General features: G+C 38.6%; 17 protein-coding genes and 3 tRNA genes. 8 read left to right on the forward strand and 12 right to left on the reverse strand.

Features of this window, described 5'->3' with window-relative positions; all coding sequences use genetic code 11:
• The first annotated feature begins 1 nt into the window (after position 1).
• The 6 genes from AC5WOE_RS18845 to AC5WOE_RS18870 all read left to right on the forward strand — a co-directional run bounded on the left by AC5WOE_RS18845 (position 2) and on the right by AC5WOE_RS18870 (position 6,199).
• Entirely contained in the window at positions 2 to 1,315 is a 1,314-nt protein-coding gene (locus AC5WOE_RS18845; RefSeq protein ID WP_496051383.1) for a TrkH family potassium uptake protein, read from the forward strand.
• Positions 1,316 to 1,559: 244 nt separating this feature from the next.
• On the forward strand, positions 1,560 to 2,858 hold the full coding sequence (murA, locus tag AC5WOE_RS18850) for a UDP-N-acetylglucosamine 1-carboxyvinyltransferase (RefSeq protein ID WP_496051382.1): 1,299 nt from the start codon (positions 1,560 to 1,562) through the stop codon (positions 2,856 to 2,858).
• A 147-nt stretch (positions 2,859 to 3,005) separates the two neighbouring features.
• Positions 3,006 to 3,380 (forward strand): ArsR/SmtB family transcription factor, encoded by a 375-nt coding sequence (locus AC5WOE_RS18855; protein WP_496051381.1) that lies wholly within the window; start codon positions 3,006 to 3,008, stop codon positions 3,378 to 3,380.
• A 19-nt stretch (positions 3,381 to 3,399) separates the two neighbouring features.
• Entirely contained in the window at positions 3,400 to 4,371 is a 972-nt protein-coding gene (locus tag AC5WOE_RS18860; protein WP_496051380.1) for a cation diffusion facilitator family transporter, read from the forward strand.
• A gap of 454 nt (positions 4,372 to 4,825) precedes the next feature.
• Positions 4,826 to 5,632: an HAD family hydrolase gene (locus AC5WOE_RS18865; RefSeq protein WP_496053233.1), complete on the forward strand. Its 807-nt coding sequence runs from the start codon at positions 4,826 to 4,828 to the stop codon at positions 5,630 to 5,632.
• A 228-nt stretch (positions 5,633 to 5,860) separates the two neighbouring features.
• A complete protein-coding gene (locus tag AC5WOE_RS18870; RefSeq protein ID WP_496051378.1) occupies positions 5,861 to 6,199 on the forward strand; it encodes a YmaF family protein in 339 nt (112 codons plus the stop codon).
• Positions 6,200 to 6,330: 131 nt separating this feature from the next.
• Here the strand turns inward: AC5WOE_RS18870 and AC5WOE_RS18875 are convergent, their stop codons facing one another.
• Both AC5WOE_RS18875 and AC5WOE_RS18880 read right to left on the reverse strand, forming a co-directional pair.
• Positions 6,331 to 6,687 (reverse strand): glycine zipper domain-containing protein, encoded by a 357-nt coding sequence (locus AC5WOE_RS18875; RefSeq protein WP_496051377.1) that lies wholly within the window; start codon positions 6,685 to 6,687, stop codon positions 6,331 to 6,333.
• Positions 6,684 to 7,091 (reverse strand): hypothetical protein, encoded by a 408-nt coding sequence (locus AC5WOE_RS18880; protein WP_496051376.1) that lies wholly within the window; start codon positions 7,089 to 7,091, stop codon positions 6,684 to 6,686. The genes AC5WOE_RS18875 and AC5WOE_RS18880 overlap by 4 nt, the downstream gene beginning before the upstream one ends.
• Positions 7,092 to 7,220: 129 nt before the next feature.
• On the opposite strand from AC5WOE_RS18880, the gene AC5WOE_RS18885 reads away from it, so the two are divergent.
• Positions 7,221 to 11,858 (forward strand): cation-translocating P-type ATPase, encoded by a 4,638-nt coding sequence (locus AC5WOE_RS18885; RefSeq protein ID WP_496053234.1) that lies wholly within the window; start codon positions 7,221 to 7,223, stop codon positions 11,856 to 11,858.
• A 15-nt stretch (positions 11,859 to 11,873) separates the two neighbouring features.
• Positions 11,874 to 12,107, forward strand: a complete 234-nt coding sequence (locus tag AC5WOE_RS18890) for a hypothetical protein (RefSeq protein ID WP_496051374.1) — start codon at positions 11,874 to 11,876, stop codon at positions 12,105 to 12,107.
• Positions 12,108 to 12,292: 185 nt separating this feature from the next.
• Here the strand turns inward: AC5WOE_RS18890 and AC5WOE_RS18895 are convergent, their stop codons facing one another.
• From AC5WOE_RS18895 to AC5WOE_RS18940, 10 genes are all read right to left on the reverse strand, one after another.
• Positions 12,293 to 12,847 (reverse strand): YdhK family protein, encoded by a 555-nt coding sequence (locus tag AC5WOE_RS18895; protein ID WP_496053235.1) that lies wholly within the window; start codon positions 12,845 to 12,847, stop codon positions 12,293 to 12,295.
• 81 nt (positions 12,848 to 12,928) lie between these two features.
• Positions 12,929 to 13,990, reverse strand: a complete 1,062-nt coding sequence (locus AC5WOE_RS18900; RefSeq protein WP_496053236.1) for a sensor histidine kinase — start codon at positions 13,988 to 13,990, stop codon at positions 12,929 to 12,931.
• A complete protein-coding gene (locus AC5WOE_RS18905) occupies positions 13,987 to 14,688 on the reverse strand; it encodes a response regulator (RefSeq protein ID WP_496053237.1) in 702 nt (233 codons plus the stop codon). Before AC5WOE_RS18905 ends, AC5WOE_RS18900 begins: the two co-directional genes overlap by 4 nt.
• Before the next feature lie 75 nt (positions 14,689 to 14,763).
• Positions 14,764 to 14,940 (reverse strand): hypothetical protein, encoded by a 177-nt coding sequence (locus AC5WOE_RS18910; protein WP_496051370.1) that lies wholly within the window; start codon positions 14,938 to 14,940, stop codon positions 14,764 to 14,766.
• Between the two features lie 370 nt (positions 14,941 to 15,310).
• Complete coding sequence (locus AC5WOE_RS18915) at positions 15,311 to 15,514, reverse strand: copper ion binding protein (protein ID WP_496053238.1); 204 nt, start codon at positions 15,512 to 15,514, stop codon at positions 15,311 to 15,313.
• A gap of 105 nt (positions 15,515 to 15,619) precedes the next feature.
• A complete protein-coding gene (locus tag AC5WOE_RS18920) occupies positions 15,620 to 18,028 on the reverse strand; it encodes a heavy metal translocating P-type ATPase (RefSeq protein WP_496053239.1) in 2,409 nt (802 codons plus the stop codon).
• An 81-nt stretch (positions 18,029 to 18,109) separates the two neighbouring features.
• A complete protein-coding gene (locus AC5WOE_RS18925; RefSeq protein ID WP_496053240.1) occupies positions 18,110 to 18,286 on the reverse strand; it encodes a cation transporter in 177 nt (58 codons plus the stop codon).
• A gap of 296 nt (positions 18,287 to 18,582) precedes the next feature.
• A tRNA-Leu gene (locus AC5WOE_RS18930) sits at positions 18,583 to 18,671 on the reverse strand.
• 12 nt (positions 18,672 to 18,683) lie between these two features.
• Positions 18,684 to 18,758 (reverse strand) — tRNA-Gly (locus AC5WOE_RS18935).
• 3 nt (positions 18,759 to 18,761) lie between these two features.
• Positions 18,762 to 18,837 (reverse strand) — tRNA-Phe (locus tag AC5WOE_RS18940).
• Positions 18,838 to 18,854: the final 17 nt, after the last annotated feature.

Raw genomic sequence — 18,854 nt, forward strand, 5'->3', positions numbered from 1 at the left:
GGTGAACTACAAACGTCTCAGTACTTCTCAGATATTGATCTTGGTATCAGGAGTTATTTTGTTTTTGGGCACTTTCATGCTCAAAATTCCTATCTCGACAACGAAACCGATCAGTTGGCTCGATGCGTGGTTTATGGCAACCTCTGCCCTTACTTGTACAGGCTTAATCACATTAGATGTTGGGACTACCTTCACTACATTTGGACAAATCGTTTTGCTCTTTTTGGTACAAATCGGTGGTCTTGGGATCATGGCTTTTGCATCTCTGTTTTTTATTTTGCTAGGAAAAAAACTTTCCTTAAAAGATAAATTGGTTTTAAACTTTTCACTTAATAACATAACATTTGGAAATATGACTGCATTATTAAAAAATTTACTCTTTTATGTACTGGCAGTCGAACTCATTGGGGCTATCGTTCTCTTTCTTTATTGGCAACCTCAACTTCCGTTAGGAGAAGCTGTTTATTTATCCATCTTTCACAGTATTTCTTCCTTTAACAATGGTGGTTTTGCACTTTGGCCAGACAATATGATGTCACATTACGACAATCCTGTTCTAAATGTTGTCACAACAGTACTCGTCTTGATCGGAGGACTTGGATTCACAGTCATATTTGATATATGGAAAAAACGAAACTTCAAACAATTGACATTGCACTCGAAAATTATGATCACTGCTTCCTTTGCTCTGGTCATTTTCGGCATGATCGTTATATTTTTGCTAGAACATAATCATGGCAAAGCCTTACATGCATTCACACTCTCTGATAAATGGTGGGCATCCTATTTTCAATCTGTTTCCTTACGGTCTGCTGGTTTTAATACCATTGATATTGGTTCCTTACAAGAGTCTACGCTATTCTTTATGTGTTTGCTCATGTTTGTTGGTGCTGGCAGTACTTCTACAGGAGGAGGAATAAAAGTTACGACCTTTGTCGTGATTTTATTTGCTGTTATCGCCTTTATCAAAGGAAAAAAGCAAATTCATCTCTTCCATCGATCAATCGATGCTTCTTCCATCATGAAATGCTTAGCGATATTTGCCATTTCTCTTACCTTTGTAGCAGTGGGTGTATTTTTTCTTTCCATGGTTCAGGAGGAATCGTTTCTCGTCTGTCTGTTTGAAGTGATGTCTGCTTTTGGTACAGTAGGGTTATCTGCAAATCTAACCTTTGATCTTACAGCATGGGGAACATTCATCATTGGCATAATGATGTTTTTTGGTAAGATCGGGCCTCTTGCAATCTTGTTTTCTTTATCTCGAATAGAAGATAGGACTATGAATTATCCAAAAGAAGACATCCTAATCGGTTAAGGAATACTCCTTTTTCCTTTTTGTATTCAAATGGAAAATGAACTTCTGCTACTAGGATTTTTTCATGATATGATAGGAAATGTGCCAGTTCTTACTGGTAATAGATAGGAAAACGCACAATTATATAAATAATGATATCACTCACACTACTAAGTACCATGGCATATAACTAATTACGAACTTATCCTTTCCTTTCTTCAAATACTGTTCTACCTATTATTTCTTTTTGATGGAGGGTTTTTCATTGGAAAAAATCATGGTAACAGGTGGTTCTAAACTACAGGGAACCGTAAAAGCTCATGGCTCTAAAAACGCAATCCTGCCTTTAATTTCAGCATCCATCTTAGCATCGCGTAACAAAGTGATCATTCGAAATGTTCCCACAGGTCTAGAAGATGTAACTACCATTACACAGTTATTACAATCACTTGGCATCCATGTAGATATGTCAGATGATATGGTCACGATTCATGCAGAAAAATTTGATTCCACAGAAGCACCATATGAGTTGGTTTGTAAAATGCGGGCTTCTGTTACTGTACTCGGTCCCCTGTTGGCACGAAAAAAATATGCTAGAGTGCCTCTGCCAGGAGGTTGTGCGATCGGAAGCCGTCCTATCGACCAACACTTAAAAGGATTAGAAGCACTCGGTGCAGAGTTTAAAATTGGTCATGGTTATGTGGAAGGGTTTGTTCCTAATCAATTGAGAGGTAACAATGTATATCTAGATATTCCAAGTGTTGGCGCTACACAAAATATCTTAATGGCTGCAACGCTTGCAAAAGGTATCACTACAATTGTAAATGCAGCCTGTGAACCGGAAATCCAAGACTTGGCTAATTTTTTAAATCAGATGGGTGCAAGAATTGAAGGTGCAGGGACGCCGTTTATCACGATTGAAGGAGTAGATTTCTTAAGAGGTACTGATTATTCTGTTATACCTGATCGTATTGAAGTTGGGACATATATGATTGCAGCTGCGATCACAGGAGGAGATGTATTCATCGAACAAGCAAAATCCAAGCATCTTACTTCTTTAATCGTAAAAATGCGAGAGATGGGTGTCACCGTATTAGAATGTGAAAACGGCATTCATGTGAGTGGCCCAGATGAAATTAAACCAATTGATATCAAAACACTGCCTTACCCAGGATTTCCAACTGATCTCCAATCCCCCATCATGGTATTACAATTAGCAGCAAATGGTACTAGTATGTTAACGGAAACCGTTTTTGAAGATCGTTTTATGCATGTGGAAGAATTTCGTCGGATGGGCGCAAATATCAAGATCAACGGGCAAACCGCCTTGATTGAAGGAAAACATCCTCTTTCTGGTACGCAAGTAATGGCAACTGACTTACGAGCTGGAGCTGCACTAGTATTAGCAGGGCTAATTGCAGAAGGCACAACCGAAGTAAGAGAGCTTCGACATATTGATCGAGGTTATATCGATTTAGTAGGTAATTTAAAATCATTAGGAGCAAAAATTAAACGAACAAAGCTTGAATCGAATCCCTTCTTACAACAAGAATCCCTCTCCTAACAGCTATCATTTGATACTTAAATCCCAAAAAGTCGATTATTTAAACAAATCGGCTTTTTGTTTCACTTCCCTATTGACACTCCTCCACACTACATCTATATTAAATATATGAATATATGTTCATATATTTATGAAAGGATGTTTCATTTGAACGAATTCAATCCATCTATAACAAATGACTGCTGTGACGTTACGATCATTCATGATGACGTGGTGGCTGATGTTCGATCCAAACAATTATCACAGGAAAAAGGGAAAGATCTCGCCTTATTATTTCAAGCACTCAGCGATCCTACACGAATTCGAATTATACATACACTCATCCAGCGTGAAGTTTGCGTCTGTGATTTAGCAGCGATCTTGGAGATGACACAGTCTTCTATTTCTCACCAACTAAAAAACTTGCGAAACCTTCGTCTTGTAAAGCATAGAAAAGTGGGAAGAATGGTTTACTACAGTATCGATGACGAACATATATTGAATTTGATGGAAATTGGACTCAAACATATTTCTCATTCCTAATCAAAAGAGGTGAAGCCAAATGCATAACCACAGTCATTCTCATACACATGGACACACTCACCATCATATACGAGAGAGCAATAAAAAAGGGCTATTCATTGCTTTAATAATAACTGCTGGAATTATGATTCTGGAGTTTTTTGGGGGTTTGTTTACAAATAGCTTGGCACTCTTATCTGACTCTGGCCATATGCTCAGTGATGTGAGTTCTTTAGCTTTAAGTTTAATTGCAATGTGGTTTGCTGTTCGCCCTCCTTCTCCTCGAAAAACATATGGATATTATCGCTTCGAAATTTTAGCTGCTTTGTTTAATGGTGTTGCTTTATTTGTAATAGCAGGAATTATTGGATGGGAAGCCTATTTAAGATTGTTGGACCCTCCAAAAGTTGCAAGTGGTTCCATGATGTTGATCTCCATCATCGGGTTAATAGCCAATCTATTAAGTGCTTGGGTTTTGATCCGACAAGGAGACACAAAAGAAAATATAAATATACGCAGTGCCTATCTTCACATAATTGGAGATGCCTTAGGTTCCGTCGGTGCCATTATCGCCGGAATCCTCATGCAAGCATTTGCTTGGTATATCGCTGATCCAATCATCAGTATTCTGGTTTCTGTCTTGATATTAAAAAGTGCGTGGGGAGTCGTTTCTCATTCTTTTCACATCTTGATGGAAGGGACACCAGTAACCATCGATCAAAAGTTGGTAAAAGAAGTACTTTTAGAGATTTCTGGTGTTTTAAATGTACATGATTTGCATATTTGGACGATCACATCGGGTTTCGATTCTTTATCCTGTCACATTCTGATAAAAGAAGAAATCGAAAGCCAAGCCATCTTAAAAGAAGCCATCCGGCGTTTAAAAGAACGATTTCATATCCAGCATACTACCATTCAAATTGAGACAGTTGATTTCCAACACGAAGGTTGTCAAGCTTTATCATGTACTGGAGAACAAAATAACAAAACAATAACACCAAAACCAGAATGAAACTTGATGATGGTAGTTAGCAATACTTGATGAAGGAATAAAATATCAGAAAAACGAATTCACAAAAATATAGTGCCCCCGTGTCATAAGATATATCCTGTGAAGGATGATCAAATGACATGGGGGCACCGTATTTATTATCCCTACTCCATGTAACAATCGAGTTCAAATTTTCCGAGCCCACTGAATATAATTAAAATAGCCAAGAACGAAACGTGTATCTCCATTCTTAAAAAGTAGGCAACGTCTCTTTTAAACTCTATTCTTCTCGCTTTATCATTTTCATAATCCCTGCGTTCCTCGGCAGCATGCTCTGGTAACTCTATCCTTTCTATGAGCAAAACTAAACGGTTTGTTTATAAAAACTTAAAGTAAACATATTAAATCGACCACTTTCCATTTACAAATAGAAATTATACTGAACTAGCAAACCGATAGATGGGAGTTGGATAAAATGGAAGATCATTATGCACTTTTCGTTTCAGACCTTGATGGTACCCTATTAACAAGTGACAGCCAAATTTCCACACGTACTCTACAATCAATAGATCGATATCAAAAAAACGGAGGCATGTTTACAATTGCTACAGGAAGAAGCCTCATAGAGAGTTATTCCATTGTAAATGAACTTAAAATTGGTTTGCCTGTTATCCTGTGCAATGGAGCAATGATCTATTATCCCCACGATGAAGAATTACAGGTACTCAAATACTTTTCCAAACATATCGTGGAAATGATTCTTTCAGCTATTGAACACATAGACCCTGTTGTCGATTTGTTGTTATTTAGCACTACCAGTATTTATTCTTTTCGGCTAAGTCCCGAAAAGGCAATCGAATTATCAAAACTAGGCGTTACCGCTTTTCCTATTCATTCCTTAGATCAAATTGAGGAAGAAATTATTAAATTACAATTGATTGGGTCTCCAGCTAACATGCAAATTCTTCACATGATATCTGAGAGCCATTCATTAAGAGCAGAATGTGACTTTATCCAATCACATGAAAATTACTATGATGTTGTACCAAAAGGAATTTCAAAGGGCAATGCTCTACTCTATCTCAATCAAATCCTTCATATTCCGACTTGGCAAACCGCTGCTATTGGAAACCACTGCAATGACATCTCTATGTTGAAAGTTGCAGGTTTGTCTGCATCTGTAGCAAATGCTCATCCTCTCGTCAAGCTGTATACAGATATACACGTACCTTCCAATGATGAAGATGGAGTAAGTTATTTTATCGAAAATTATTTATTGTAATTTGTCTTCTCACTCATCAAAAAACTCTTCATAGTATTTGTTTATCTTTCCTCACCTTTTCCATAACATTAATTTCAAAGATTTTTTCATCTTTTTTTATGAACAGATTTTCCTTATACATATCTCCTTCATAATAGAAAAACCAGTAAAAATACACAGAGTTGAATTGAATGTACTTATTGATTTTGCATATAAATGTCTAGAGTTCTATTTCAGGGAGTGATGAGGATGAAAAGAGTGAAGAAGGATGATTTTGTTTCCGGATTTGTGCCGCATCATAACCATGGATCTGTTGATTACACATCTGTTGCAGCAGGACATGTACATCAGTGCCTAGATATCACATCTCCACCGATTCCAACAAAAGATGGAGAACACATCCACTATACAGAGGGATATGTATTATTCGAAAATGGTCACACTCATTACTATCAAGCCCACTCGGGACCGGCAATCCCAGTTGGAGATGGGATGCATGTCCATTATTATGATTTTTATACAACTGAGGATGATGGTCACAGACATCACATTCTGGGAGTGGACCAACCTGCCCCAGGTAATAAATGACTTATCGTAGAAACCAATGAGATAGAGGGGCTCCTCAGTACGCCGTCCGTGTGTCAACTCCAGTTAATTGTCCGAATGGTTGATACATTAGAACCCATACCTCTTCAACGCTATCTCAGATGGAAGGAGATTCATTCACCATAGTTATTGGTAACCGTAACATTTTCACCACTTACTTTTACAATCTGCTCTTTGTGTATCATATTCCCAGTATGATGACCAGCATGACGACCGACATAATCACCAAGAAAACCACCTAAAATCGAACCGGCCACTGTTCCAGCACCTGGGAAAATGGCGCTGCCAACAAGTGCTCCATACTCAATACCCGCTATCAGGCCAAGTGAACTCACCACATTTCCTAGCGTGTTAACGGTATATTCCCGTTTATCTGTTTTTCCATTTATATATTTAATGGTATCGGAAATTTGCGAAAGTGCACCTATAAAAACACCTGCCAAAACTGTATTTTGATGGATTTTGTTCACTCCAAATCACCCCGTTGACTATCTTCTTTTATGAAGATAGATTCTCGAACATTGTCAACTGACTTTTCTTTCGTTTCATGTGCTGGTGTCACTTTTTCGCCTGCTTTATCCTCTGCTTCATGTATTGGTGCTGCTTTTTCCTCTACTTTATCTTCTACTTCTTGCATTGATGCCATTTTTTCCTCAGCTTTTGTTGATGTTTTTGAAAAGCCACATGAACCATTAGCCTCACTCTCTAAGTCCCATTTTTCATTGAACCTGCGAGTTAATCCAATTGTTGTAGATACACCTTTTACCACTAACTCTCTTATTTTTTTTCTTGCCTTAGGAGAAGCGAGCAGTATTGCACCTGCTGCAATACCCCATCCTAACGGATTTTGAATTGGTATATTTTTTATTCTCATTATTAACGCTCCCTTTCAATACTTTAATCTCAGTCTGTATCATCTTCCCGTTTTTATGTAAAAAAATTAAAGCATAATTACATCCATTTCAATCCATATTAAGTATGTTTATGGAAGGGGTGATAATTAGTGAGTAAACAAGAACGTTATCTTCGGATATTTCCTGGATTCATCCGCATCGAAATCCTGGGATTACAAGACAATCCATGGGGTTCAGCACTCATTGAACAAAAATTGAACTCGTTAAAAGGGATTACTAATGTGCAGATTTGTATACTCACAGGAAGAGTTCAAATTCACTTTGAACCTCATATCCTTTCTGCTGAAGTGATCTGTGAAAAATGCAACCTTATAGAAAAAATGATTCAACGTAAATTGCTCTATCAAGAAACGAAATCTGCGGATACATTTATAAATGAAGGCACCGTTTCTTCCATCGTAAATCAAGAAATAGCAGTTACCAAGGAATCTGACTCTTTCAGCCAGTTACCCCATCAAAATGATGAAGCCTTGCATACAAAAGATGAACAGATGAACCCAGTCAAAAGCAAAATTCCTCTAGGTTTAACTTTAAGTTTAGGTGGATTAGCTTTTTTAGGAACAAAACACCTTGTATACGGACGTACAGCACTAGCTGGAAATCCATGGTTATTTGTTGCCTCAAGCGCTTTATCAGTCGTTACGGGTTACCCCTTTTTAAAACGAGGTATTCGTCAACTAAGTCAAAAACAAAAATGGAACAGTGATCTTATTTTAGGTGCTTCTGCTCTTTCCTTGGCTTTTATTGGTGAAAACCTACTCGCTCTTGCAGGAGTTAGTATCTTGCAATTCATTGAATGGCAACGTGGACAATTAGAACGATCAGAAACATCAATAGACGAAATGGAAGACCGTTATTTAAGTCCATCCATAAAAAAATATAGCAATCGCATGGGAAAGCTTGCTTTTCCAGCCGCAGCAACTACCTTTGCTTTGACTCGTGACCCACTAAAAGGATTAGCAGTACTTTTAGCATTAAATCCTCGTATTGCTGTAGTTCCAACCATTGCCGCTTGGAAAAAATCCGAGGTTCAGGCAGTTCAAGAAGGTGGATGGATCCCTAAGAATGGAAGTTTGGCACAATTGGCGCAAACAAAAACATTGTTAGTCGAAGATACATCACAAATATTCACTCCTTCTAAAAAAGATTTAACGGTTCAAACTGAGCAACAAGAAGAAAAAGTTTGGTGTATTCTAGCCTCTTTATTACAAAAAACAAATCATCCTTGGAAACAAACGATTTTAGCAAAAGCAGAAAAACTCCCTCTCACCTTACATACTGCTTTTAACTGCAAAGAAGAAGCACAGGGAATACAAGGAAAGATTAAGCAGTCTATGTATTATTTTGGTGAATTAGATTACTTGAAACGTCATCATTGTACGATTGATCCTTACCTTATCCCTTATAAGCGGCTAAAACGGCTGGGTCAAGATGTACAGGCTCTGGTTTGTGTGCAGAATGATGAAGTGGAATGCCTTGGCATTTTCCACACAAATAATGAATCACCAATCCGTCCTTATTTGAGTTTACGACACCATTTACTTGAAAAAGGATGGAATATAAAAGTAATAAAAAATAGTTTGCAAATTGAACCCCAACTATTAGAGCGATTTTCGATAGACACCGATTTTTTATGTTTGAATGAAGAAGCAATCATTTCCCAAATCAAGCGAGAAAGAAAGAAAGGTTATGAATACTTACTTCTAACCGAATTGCCTAGTTCCAGATTACAAACCTTAGTGCCATCTATTACAGATCAACAAATTCGTCAACTCCCTAGTATGATAGATTTTGCCCATTCCATTAAACAAAGGACAGATCGACAGTTACGAATAAGTAAAATTTTTAATATCATCGGCGTGTTTATGGCGATTCCATTTCGAATGAGTGCAATGATGATAAATTTAGCTACAGATGCTCTCTCTTTGATCCAATTATCACACTTAAGTGAGATGAGTCCAAAGCTAGACAATTCTTCTCCTATTTCAGAAATTGCAACGACTTGTGCGGAAAAAGAAACTTCAACACCACCAATTTGGTATGCCTTAACATCAAAAGAAATCTTATCTTATTTCTGTGTCGAACATGGATTGGGATTAACTCCTGCTCAGGTAGAGTACTTAAAAAAGGAATTCGGTCCCAATGAGATCATAAAAGAAAAAAAACATAACTGGCTTCTTGCATACTTAGGGCAATTCAAAGAGTTTACTTCTCTATTATTACTTGGAACTACAGCACTTTCCATATTGACAGGTGATGTGTTTCATGGTGTTGCTATCGGCTCCGTTCTCATGGCAAATGCAGTTGTGGGTACAATTCAGGAGCGAAAAGCGGAAAAAGTAGTGGAAGCACTAAATCAGTACAAAGCTCCTGTATGTAAAGTCATTCGCCATGAAAACGAACAAGTTCTGGATGGAAATGAACTTGTTCCAGGAGACTTGATACATCTTGAAGCTGGAGACCGCGTTCCCGCTGATATTCGTTTATTACAAACATGGAATTTTGAAGTCGATGAGTCCATGTTAACAGGAGAGTCATTACCTGTACTGAAAACAGATCAAGCTATCCCAGAAGATACTCCTCTGCCAGAACGCAGCAATATGGTATACATGGGTACAAATGTGTCACGAGGAAAAGCAACTGGTATTGTTGTCTCCACAGGAATGCACACCGAGATTGGTCGTCTCCTCTCTCTTTTAGTAGAAAAGAAACAAGAAATGACTCCATTGCAACAAGAGGTTACACACATCAGTAAGCGATTTGTAAAAGGTGCACTTATCATTGCTAGTGTCATTTTTGCTGTGGGGCTATTTCGCGGAAATACTTTTTCTCAAATGATCTCTACATCTGTAGCACTTGCAACCTCGGCAATACCAGAAGGGCTTCCTGTCACCGTTACAATCGCCCTGAGTGCAGGTATTTTCCGCATGGCAAAGAAAAGTGTCATGATTCGCAGATTATCTACATTAGAAACACTTGGAAGAGTGAATGTGATTTGTACAGATAAAACAGGAACATTAACCAAAAATGAAATGACAGTTGAAGCAGTAGCTACCTTATCAAACCAATGGCAAGTTACAGGAATTGGGTATGAACCAAAAGGAAAGATAATAGCCAGCAATCCGATAAAAGAAGAGCATAAGCTTGATTTAGAGCGCCTTGTGTCCATTGTAACACTCTGTAATAATACGAAGCTTCTACAAGATGGTGAGCTGTGGACCATAAAAGGCAATCCAACAGAAGGTGCACTTCTTGCCTTTGCTCATAAAACAGACTATCTGCCAAAACAAACGGAATGGAAACGGGTGCATGAGCTTCCATTTGATTCAGCCAAAGGAAAAATGAGTGTTGCTTGTAAAAAAGAAAACAACTGCTTTGTATTCACAAAAGGGTCGATGGAATCGATCCTGGAAATTTGTTCTTTTGCCCAAATAGATGGGAAAGTAGTCCCATTATCGCACGAACATCGCCGTTATCTCGAAGATATTCATACATCCTATTCTGATCAATCTATGCGTGTATTAGCTTTCGCTTATCGTCCCATTGAATGGGAAGCGAAGGATGAAAAAATAGATCAAAATGATTTTATCTTAGTCGGTTTAGCTGGAATGATAGATCCTCCCAAAGATGATATTGCAGAGAGTATAGCAGAAACCTATCGTTTAGGTGTTCGACCTGTAATGATTACTGGTGATCATCCCTTAACGGCTATATCGATTGCTAAAAAGATAGGTATTCATTCTACACCTGTTGTCATGACAGGGAAAGAATTGGATAAGTTAAGTGATGCAGCATTAAGCAAACGAGTAAATCAAATTCATGTTTTTGCTCGTGTAACACCCGAACAAAAGGTTCGAATCGTACAAGCTTATCAAAATCAAGGTATACAGGTAGCCATGACTGGAGATGGTGTAAACGACACTCTTGCTATTAAACAAGCCAATGTTGGGATCTCAATGGGGCAGACGGGGACAGAAGTAACCAAAGAAACTTCCGATATGGTGTTGAAAACCGATCAATTTTCATCCATCATTCATGCTGTCAAAGAAGGACGTACCATTATGACAAACATCCGTAAAGCACTAGGTTGTCTGTTAACAGGCAACCTAGCAGAGGTACTTGTCACAGGTGTGGCAGTATTAATCGGAATGCCTCTTCCACTCATCCCTATTCAGATTCTATTAATGAATATGCTAACGGATGCACTGCCAGCCATGATTTTAGCCACTAGTCCAGGGAATAAAAATAATCAGAGCAAACGTATTCAAATTGCAGATGAAGATCTTTACCAAAAAGTCGTGATACGTGGAACATTGTTAGGATTAGGTTCCTTAGGTCTATTTGCTTTCAGTCTTATGAAAGGGGTTAGTTTACCTATTGCGCAAACATTAACTTTCGCCACTCTTGTAATAGGACAACTAATTCAAACATTCTCATGGAGACAGGAAGGTTTAGAAGAAAAGGCTTTTGATTGGATGAAAGATCGCTTCTTGATTGGTGCACTTGGATTTTCCTTCTTGACCTTGGCAGCTACTATCTATATCCCTGGTTTAAGGACTTTCTTCCATACTGTGCCATTAAACACCGGACATTGGATACAAGCATTCTTAGTGGCCGGGTCCATTACAACAATTTCTAAACCTATCTGTTCCTTTGTATCTCGATTCAAAAGAACCACATCTATGCAAACCAATAATAATGGGTTGATCCATTTAAAAACGGCTTAGGAGGAATGAATAACCATGGGTTCTCCAGTACAAAAATGGATTGTGGGATCAGCGCTACTATTTTCTATACCGGCACTTCTTCCCATCTACCGTAAAACAATCAAACCGATTACTACTCAGGGTAGGGAAACATTACAGGATTCTATCAAACAAGTGAAAGTTCTCGCGGTAAAAGCTAAACATGAACTAGAAGATATTTGGCTGGAAGCACAGTATGATCAAATAATGAAAGACAAACAAAGAGAGTAAGCGTTGTTCATTTGCATCTGACACTAATAGACTTAGGAAAAATGCAGGTTTAAATTGAATATACTCAGATAAATAGCAAAGAAATATTGTTCGTTTGCAGTTTTGTTTGCCAAAAAAAGCAGGTCAACTACATCAAGTAGACACCTGCTTTTTTCAATTCCATGACATAATTTTTTTTGATTGCGCTACTTCGGGGATAGCTCACTTTCTGTCACCCATTCATGATTTTTCACTTTCGCTCCTCCTGTTGTTGGAGTGTAATCGACCATATACACGGTCGTTTTTTCACTTGATTCAATAGTCGCAGTTGCACCCTTCATTCCGGGCATATGGTCTGCTTCTAGCATAACTTCAGTTCCTGGTTTTAAAGGTTGATTTTTTGCATTTTTCATTTCTTCTTTAATAACCCACTTATGATTTTTTATTCTTTCTCCCCCTGTTGTGGGAGTATAGGAAACGACATAAGCTGTTGTATCATAAGCCCCTACAATGGTAGCAGTCGCGCCTTTCATCCCTGACATGTGGTCTGATTGTATCATCACTTGACTTCCAATTTTATATTTTGGATTGATTGCTTTCTTTAACCCCTGAGGTAATTGAGCCGAACTCGAATGATGCATTTCGGAATGATCCATTCCTGACATTTGAGAGTCCATGTTTTTGTTGTCTTTTGTTGCATTTCCGCATCCACTTAGAGCCACAATTACAACAAGAGAAAGAAAGATAAGTAGTTTTTTCATTTTCCCATTGACACCTCTGATTCTTTTTATTATTCACAAATAATGCTTGATATCACTGAACTACGCTAAGTGTTCCATTACTTATTTCGGAATGGAAATACATACTGTTGTCCCTATTCCTTCCTTACTTTCCATGTTAATAGAACCATCATGTGCTTCCACCAATTTTTTGACAATCGTTAACCCAATTCCACTTCCACCTAACTCTCTACTTCTCGATTTTTCTACACGATAAAACCTTTCAAATACTTTAGGCAACTCCGCAGCTGGAATCCCAATTCCTGTATCTTTCACTGTGATTTTTGCATCTCTGTCTTCGTCTGTTACTTCCACCGTAACTCGTCCACCAGAAAGGGTAAACTTAAGCGCATTTGATAGCAGATTGATTAAAATTTGCGCGATTCGATTTCGATCCACAAACACAGAAACACGTTCTGGAGTGTTCACGACTAGTTTTACTCCTTCTACTTTAAAATTCGTTTCCATCGCTCGAGTACTCTGTTCTACGATCTCAACTAAATCCACTTTTTGTTTTTGAAGGATAAAACTAGGGGATTCTACATTGGTTAATTGCTCTAGATCCCCCACTAGATGAATGAGTCGTTCCAGTTCTTCTTGACAAGATCGAATTCGTTCAGGGGTTGGTTCCCAAATTCCATCTTCAAAAGCTTCCATGTGACTTTTCAATGTTGCCAAAGGTGTGCGAAGCTCATGAGCTATATCTGACGTAAGATTTTTTCTGAGTATTTCCTGCTCCTGTAGCTTGATTGTTAAATGGTTGAATGCTTGACCTAAATGAGCTACTTCATCTGTTCCCGCCACTTTTACACGAGAGTCCAAATTTCCTTTCGTTACTTGCTCGGTGATTTTTCTCATCTCAATAAGCGGAGAAGTAATTCGTTTTGCGATAGAAAGGCTGATGAAAATAGCAAGTAAAACAGTTCCTACTACCGTCCATAAAGTAGATTGGATCAGTGCCTGCTCAAAATGATAATCATAATAAACCATCTGAGAATCTGGTAATGGAAATTTTTTTTGATAAAGGGAAATATGATAATGCATTTCTACGAGAAAAATAATACTCGCTAAACCTACCATCCCAGAAGCAACTGCAACAAACATTATCGTTAATCGTTTTTTCATCGTGTTTGAGATTTTCCTCCTGCAAATCGATACCCAAATCCATAAACAGTAAGTAAGTAGGTAGGTTTTTTAGGATCGGTCTCTATTTTTTGACGTAGATTTTTCACATGTTGATCGATCGTACGATCATCCCCCATATAGTGAAAACCAATCACTTTTTCTATTAATTCTTCTCGTGAAAACGTCCGCTCAGGGTGGCGTGCCAACACAAGCAGCAATTTAAATTCTGCTGGAGTGAGATGTATCTCTTCTCCTTTTTTTAATACCATTTGATTATCTCGATCAATCTCCAAATCCCCATTTTGAATCGTTACTCTTGATGTGACGAGATCATGATCGGTTCTACGGAGAATTACTTTCACTCGTGCGACCACTTCCCTCGGACTAAATGGCTTGATCACATAATCATCTGCTCCTATGGATAATCCTCGGAGTCTATCCCTTTCGGAAACTTTTGCGGTTAACATAAGGATAGGTATGGGCAAATACTCACGTATCCGGTGACAAACCGTTTCTCCGGATATATCGGGTAACATCAAATCGAGGATAACAAAATCTATTGCTTCTCGTTCGATGGTTTTTAATGCTTCTGTACCATTGGCAGCTTCTATGGTTGTAAATCCTTCTTTTTGAAGATAAGAAGTCAAGACATCACGTATTTTTTCTTCATCATCCACGATTAGTACTACTTTATTCATTTCATCACCTACTTTTATACAAAAAGAGCTGAATGCTGTAACCAATGATTTCTTGTACTAGTTCCATCATGAAGATCAATAGTCAAACTCTTTTTCACCTGCCACAAAAGTTAAATCAGATCTTTCCGAAACCCCAATCGATACAAGCAGATTTTTGATTACAGGCGGATTAGAAATCGCATTCTCATCTGTCGCTATACTTAGAAATTTTTGGACTGGGTATTTGGCCACCTTCCTTATCAGAAGTTTCATCCATTTGAGCTCTATTTATTAAAACAATGGAAGAAATAATTACCCTTTTTACTGATTTACTCATGATGTTCCTCTCTTCATTATTTTAATGAGAGATTGTGAGGATCGTATGAGGATAATTTATTTCAAATAACAATTTAAGCGAATCCCTTCTTGTGTATGAAACCAAATAATGAAGTCAAAAAAAGGAACAACCACTGAAAACAGCTCATTGTTCCTTTTTCTTGCAAGCAATCATTTCATTAACTTGTGCATCGTTGTCAAAAGCTCATTTGATTTTCAAGTAGCTGATCTCTCATAAAATTCAATTCTTTCTAGTTCATTTTCATTTGCAATATATTTTTTTATAATATACTCCCCTATTCTATATTTAGGAAACGACTTCATATCCTTGATCTTCGATTGCTTCTTTGATTTGGTCCAAAGACAATTTCTTTTCGTCATATGCTACCATCACCGTGTCACTAGCCAAATCCACTTTTCCTTTTGAACCGATTGCTTGTAGTGCTCCTTCGATGGCAACAACACAATGATTACAACTCATACCTTCTACTTTTAACTTTACTTGTGACATTGGTTAACTCTCCTTTGTATTTTGATTTTTCATCTTACTTTACTTTCTCTCAGAGCTTCTCGTTGGATAGCTGATGAATAGCGTCATAGTTATTTGAAAAACCAATTAATGTTTCACTCGTTGCAGGCGTAGAGCATTTAGCACAACAGACACAGAACTAAGTGCCATTGCTGCTCCTGCTAACCATGGTGCTAGGAAACCAAAAGCAGCAATCGGAATTCCAATGACGTTATAGGCCAATGCCCAAAAAAGATTTTGTTTGATGTTGCGCATCGTTTTTCGGCTCATGAAGATCGCATCGGCAATACTTTTTAAGTCGCCTCGCATGAGCGTGACATCTGCTGCTTCCATTGCAACATCGGTTCCGGTACCTATTGCCATCCCAATATCTGCAGTTGCTAGAGCTGGTGCATCATTGATCCCATCTCCAACCATCGCAACTTTCTTGCCTTCTGCTTGCAGCTTTTTCACTTCTTTTGCTTTTCCCTCTGGCAATACTTCTGCAAGAACTCGATCCACTCCCACTTCTTGACCAATCGCCTCAGCAGTACGCTCGTTGTCTCCAGTGATCATGATCACTTCTAGTCCAAAGTTTTTAAGACGGGCAATGGCTTCCTGTGAAGTATCTTTGACCGTATCGGCAACCGCTACTAAACCTGCAAACTGACCATCGACAGCTACTAGCATAGCTGTCTTTCCAGATTTCTCTAAGTCCTCCATGACAGTTTGAAATGCTTCTACATCAATGTTGTGTTTAGCCATAAGTCTTCGAGTACCAATAAACATTTCTTTGTTCTGGACAATAGCACGAACTCCATAACCTGGAATCGCCTCAAATTTCTCAGCATTAGGTACTAATATTCCTTTTTCTTTGATCCCTTCCACAATCGCTTCCGCCAAGGGGTGTTCCGAGTTTTTCTCTGCTGCTCCTACCAAAGTCAAGAAGATTGTCTCCTCGATACCTTCCGCAGCAAGGACATCAGTTAACACAGGTTTCCCATTAGTAATTGTTCCGGTTTTATCCAATACAACAGTGTTAACTTGGTGTGTAGATTCCAAATGCTCTCCACCTTTGAATAAGACACCCCATTCCGCTGCTCGTCCCGATCCAGCCATAATCGAGGTTGGAGTGGCTAATCCCAAAGCACAAGGGCAGGCAATAACCAATACTGCAATTCCTTTTTCTAATGCACTGGCAAATTGTCCTGGGTTCACTGCAAAATACCAGATAAGAAAGGTAAATAGAGCGATTCCTACAACAATCGGTACAAACACTCCTGAGATTTTATCTGCTACCCGTTGAATAGGAGCTTTGGAACCTTGTGCTTCTTCTACTACTTTGACAATTTGAGCAAGAGCAGTATCTTTTCCTACTTTTGTTGCTTTGACCAAGAGACGGCCATTTTTATTAATGGCAACTCCAATCACGAAATCACCATTGCGTTTTTCAATCGGGATACTTTCCCCAGTTAACATGGATTCATCAACTGCGGAGGTTCCCTCCATGACTATTCCATCTACTGGAATCTTTTCTCCTGGTTTGACAATCAATATATCGCCAGTTTGTACTTCCTCAATCGAAATCTGTACTTCTTGTCCATCACGAACGACTAAAGCTGTTTTTGCTTGTAATCCCATTAGTTTCTTAATCGCTTCGGAAGAACGACCTTTTGCCCGAACTTCAAATAATTTCCCAAGAATAATTAAGGTGATAAGAACAGCACTCGTTTCAAAATATAGCTCTACTTGATGATGTCCTTGTTGACCAATACTTAGAATACTAAGATATAAGCTGTAAAAATAAGCTGCGGATGTACCCAAAGCTACCAAGACATCCATATTGGCACTTTTATTTCGCAACGCTTTATATGCTCCAACATAGAAGTGTCCGCCGATAATAAATTGAACAGGTGTTGCTAATGCAAACTGAAACCAAGGATTCATAAAAATTTCTGGAACCCAGATAAACGAGGTAAACGAAAAGTGACTTACCATTGCCCATAAGAGAGGCAAAGATAATAAGGCAGAAAAGAAAAATTTCGTTTGTTGTTTTTTGATTTCTTTTTGACGGTGATCGATATCGTTTTCTGCTTCTTGTTTTGACTCTGCTTTATATCCCAGTTTTTCTACTTTTTGAATCATCTCTTTGCTCGTGACTTCATCCGGATAATATTCCACTCGTGCTGTCTCCAAGGCGAAGTTTACCGTTGCTTTTGATACCCCTGGTAGTTTATTTAACCCTTTTTCAATCCGATTTGCACAAGCCGCACAAGTCATTCCAATCAGTTTCAACTCTACTGCTTCTTTCATCGTTCCATAACCAAGTGAAGAAATTTTTGCTTTTAACTCCGCTACATCCGTTTGTTCTGTATCAAAGGAAACTGTAGCCGTTTCGAGAGCGAAGTTCACATTAGCATCGGAAACACCAGAAACTTTTTTTAAACCTTTCTCTATTCGATTGGAACAGGCTGCACAAGTCATTCCACTAATTTTCAACCTTTGTTGCGTGACCATAGATCAAACTCCCTTCTCTCCATATACCCTATGGGGGTATTTAGGGCGTAAAAATTTTTTACCCCTACTGGGTATATAGCCTTAAACAACATCGTAACCTTGATCTTCCATCACTTCTTTCAAGGTGTCTAAACTTACTTGTCCTTCATTATATTCCACCGTCACGGTTTTCGCTAAATCTGCTTCTACTTTCGCATTAAACGGTTTTAACGCTCCTTTTACGATCACGGCACAATGCTTGGAACCCATCCCTTGCACCTGTAAGTACTTCTTTCTTCCTTATAATCTCCTCCATTGATTGATTTATGCTGTTATGATCATAGCATACCCCCTTACCCTATGTAAAGATTTTTTCATTTTTTGATCCCTCAAAATTTATGTGAGTTTAGGCGATTATCATACAAAAAAAGCCGCCCAAAAATTGGACGACTTCCTCTCTGGAGATGCAATTGCAAGGAAAACATTTTCGTAAGATGAAAGTTTGTACTTCGTTTGCAACCTGTGATCTTCACCTTAAACTTTCCTGGCTTCAAAATCCCCAAAACGCTAGAATATGGTGCCGAGGGCCGGACTTGAACCGGCACGATAGTCACCTACCGCAGGATTTTAAGTCCTGTGCGTCTGCCTATTCCGCCACCCCGGCAAGGCAGTAATTTGGAGCGGAAGACGGGATTCGAACCCGCGACCCTCGCCTTGGCAAGGCGATGCTCTACCACTGAGCCACTTCCGCAACTGGTGGCTCGAGACGGAATCGAACCGCCGACACGAGGATTTTCAGTCCTCTGCTCTACCGACTGAGCTATCGAGCCATCAAACAATTTTCAAA

Source organism: Shimazuella sp. NTD248 (genome assembly GCF_059510395.1).

What these genes read in the sequence shown, in the direction of transcription:
- AC5WOE_RS18915 (WP_496053238.1), bottom strand. Translation starts at nt 15,514, where the DNA reads ATGTCACAAGTAAAGTTAAAAGTAGAAGGTATGAGTTGTAATCATTGT.
- AC5WOE_RS18905 (WP_496053237.1), bottom strand. Translation starts at nt 14,688, where the DNA reads ATGAATAAAGTAGTACTAATCGTGGATGATGAAGAAAAAATACGTGAT.
- AC5WOE_RS18910 (WP_496051370.1), bottom strand. Translation starts at nt 14,940, where the DNA reads ATGAAACTTCTGATAAGGAAGGTGGCCAAATACCCAGTCCAAAAATTT.
- AC5WOE_RS18895 (WP_496053235.1), bottom strand. Translation starts at nt 12,847, where the DNA reads ATGAAAAAACTACTTATCTTTCTTTCTCTTGTTGTAATTGTGGCTCTA.
- AC5WOE_RS18870 (WP_496051378.1), top strand. Translation starts at nt 5,861, where the DNA reads ATGAAAAGAGTGAAGAAGGATGATTTTGTTTCCGGATTTGTGCCGCAT.
- AC5WOE_RS18890 (WP_496051374.1), top strand. Translation starts at nt 11,874, where the DNA reads ATGGGTTCTCCAGTACAAAAATGGATTGTGGGATCAGCGCTACTATTT.
- AC5WOE_RS18865 (WP_496053233.1), top strand. Translation starts at nt 4,826, where the DNA reads ATGGAAGATCATTATGCACTTTTCGTTTCAGACCTTGATGGTACCCTA.
- AC5WOE_RS18860 (WP_496051380.1), top strand. Translation starts at nt 3,400, where the DNA reads ATGCATAACCACAGTCATTCTCATACACATGGACACACTCACCATCAT.
- AC5WOE_RS18920 (WP_496053239.1), bottom strand. Translation starts at nt 18,028, where the DNA reads ATGGTCACGCAACAAAGGTTGAAAATTAGTGGAATGACTTGTGCAGCC.
- AC5WOE_RS18880 (WP_496051376.1), bottom strand. Translation starts at nt 7,091, where the DNA reads ATGAGAATAAAAAATATACCAATTCAAAATCCGTTAGGATGGGGTATT.
- AC5WOE_RS18900 (WP_496053236.1), bottom strand. Translation starts at nt 13,990, where the DNA reads ATGAAAAAACGATTAACGATAATGTTTGTTGCAGTTGCTTCTGGGATG.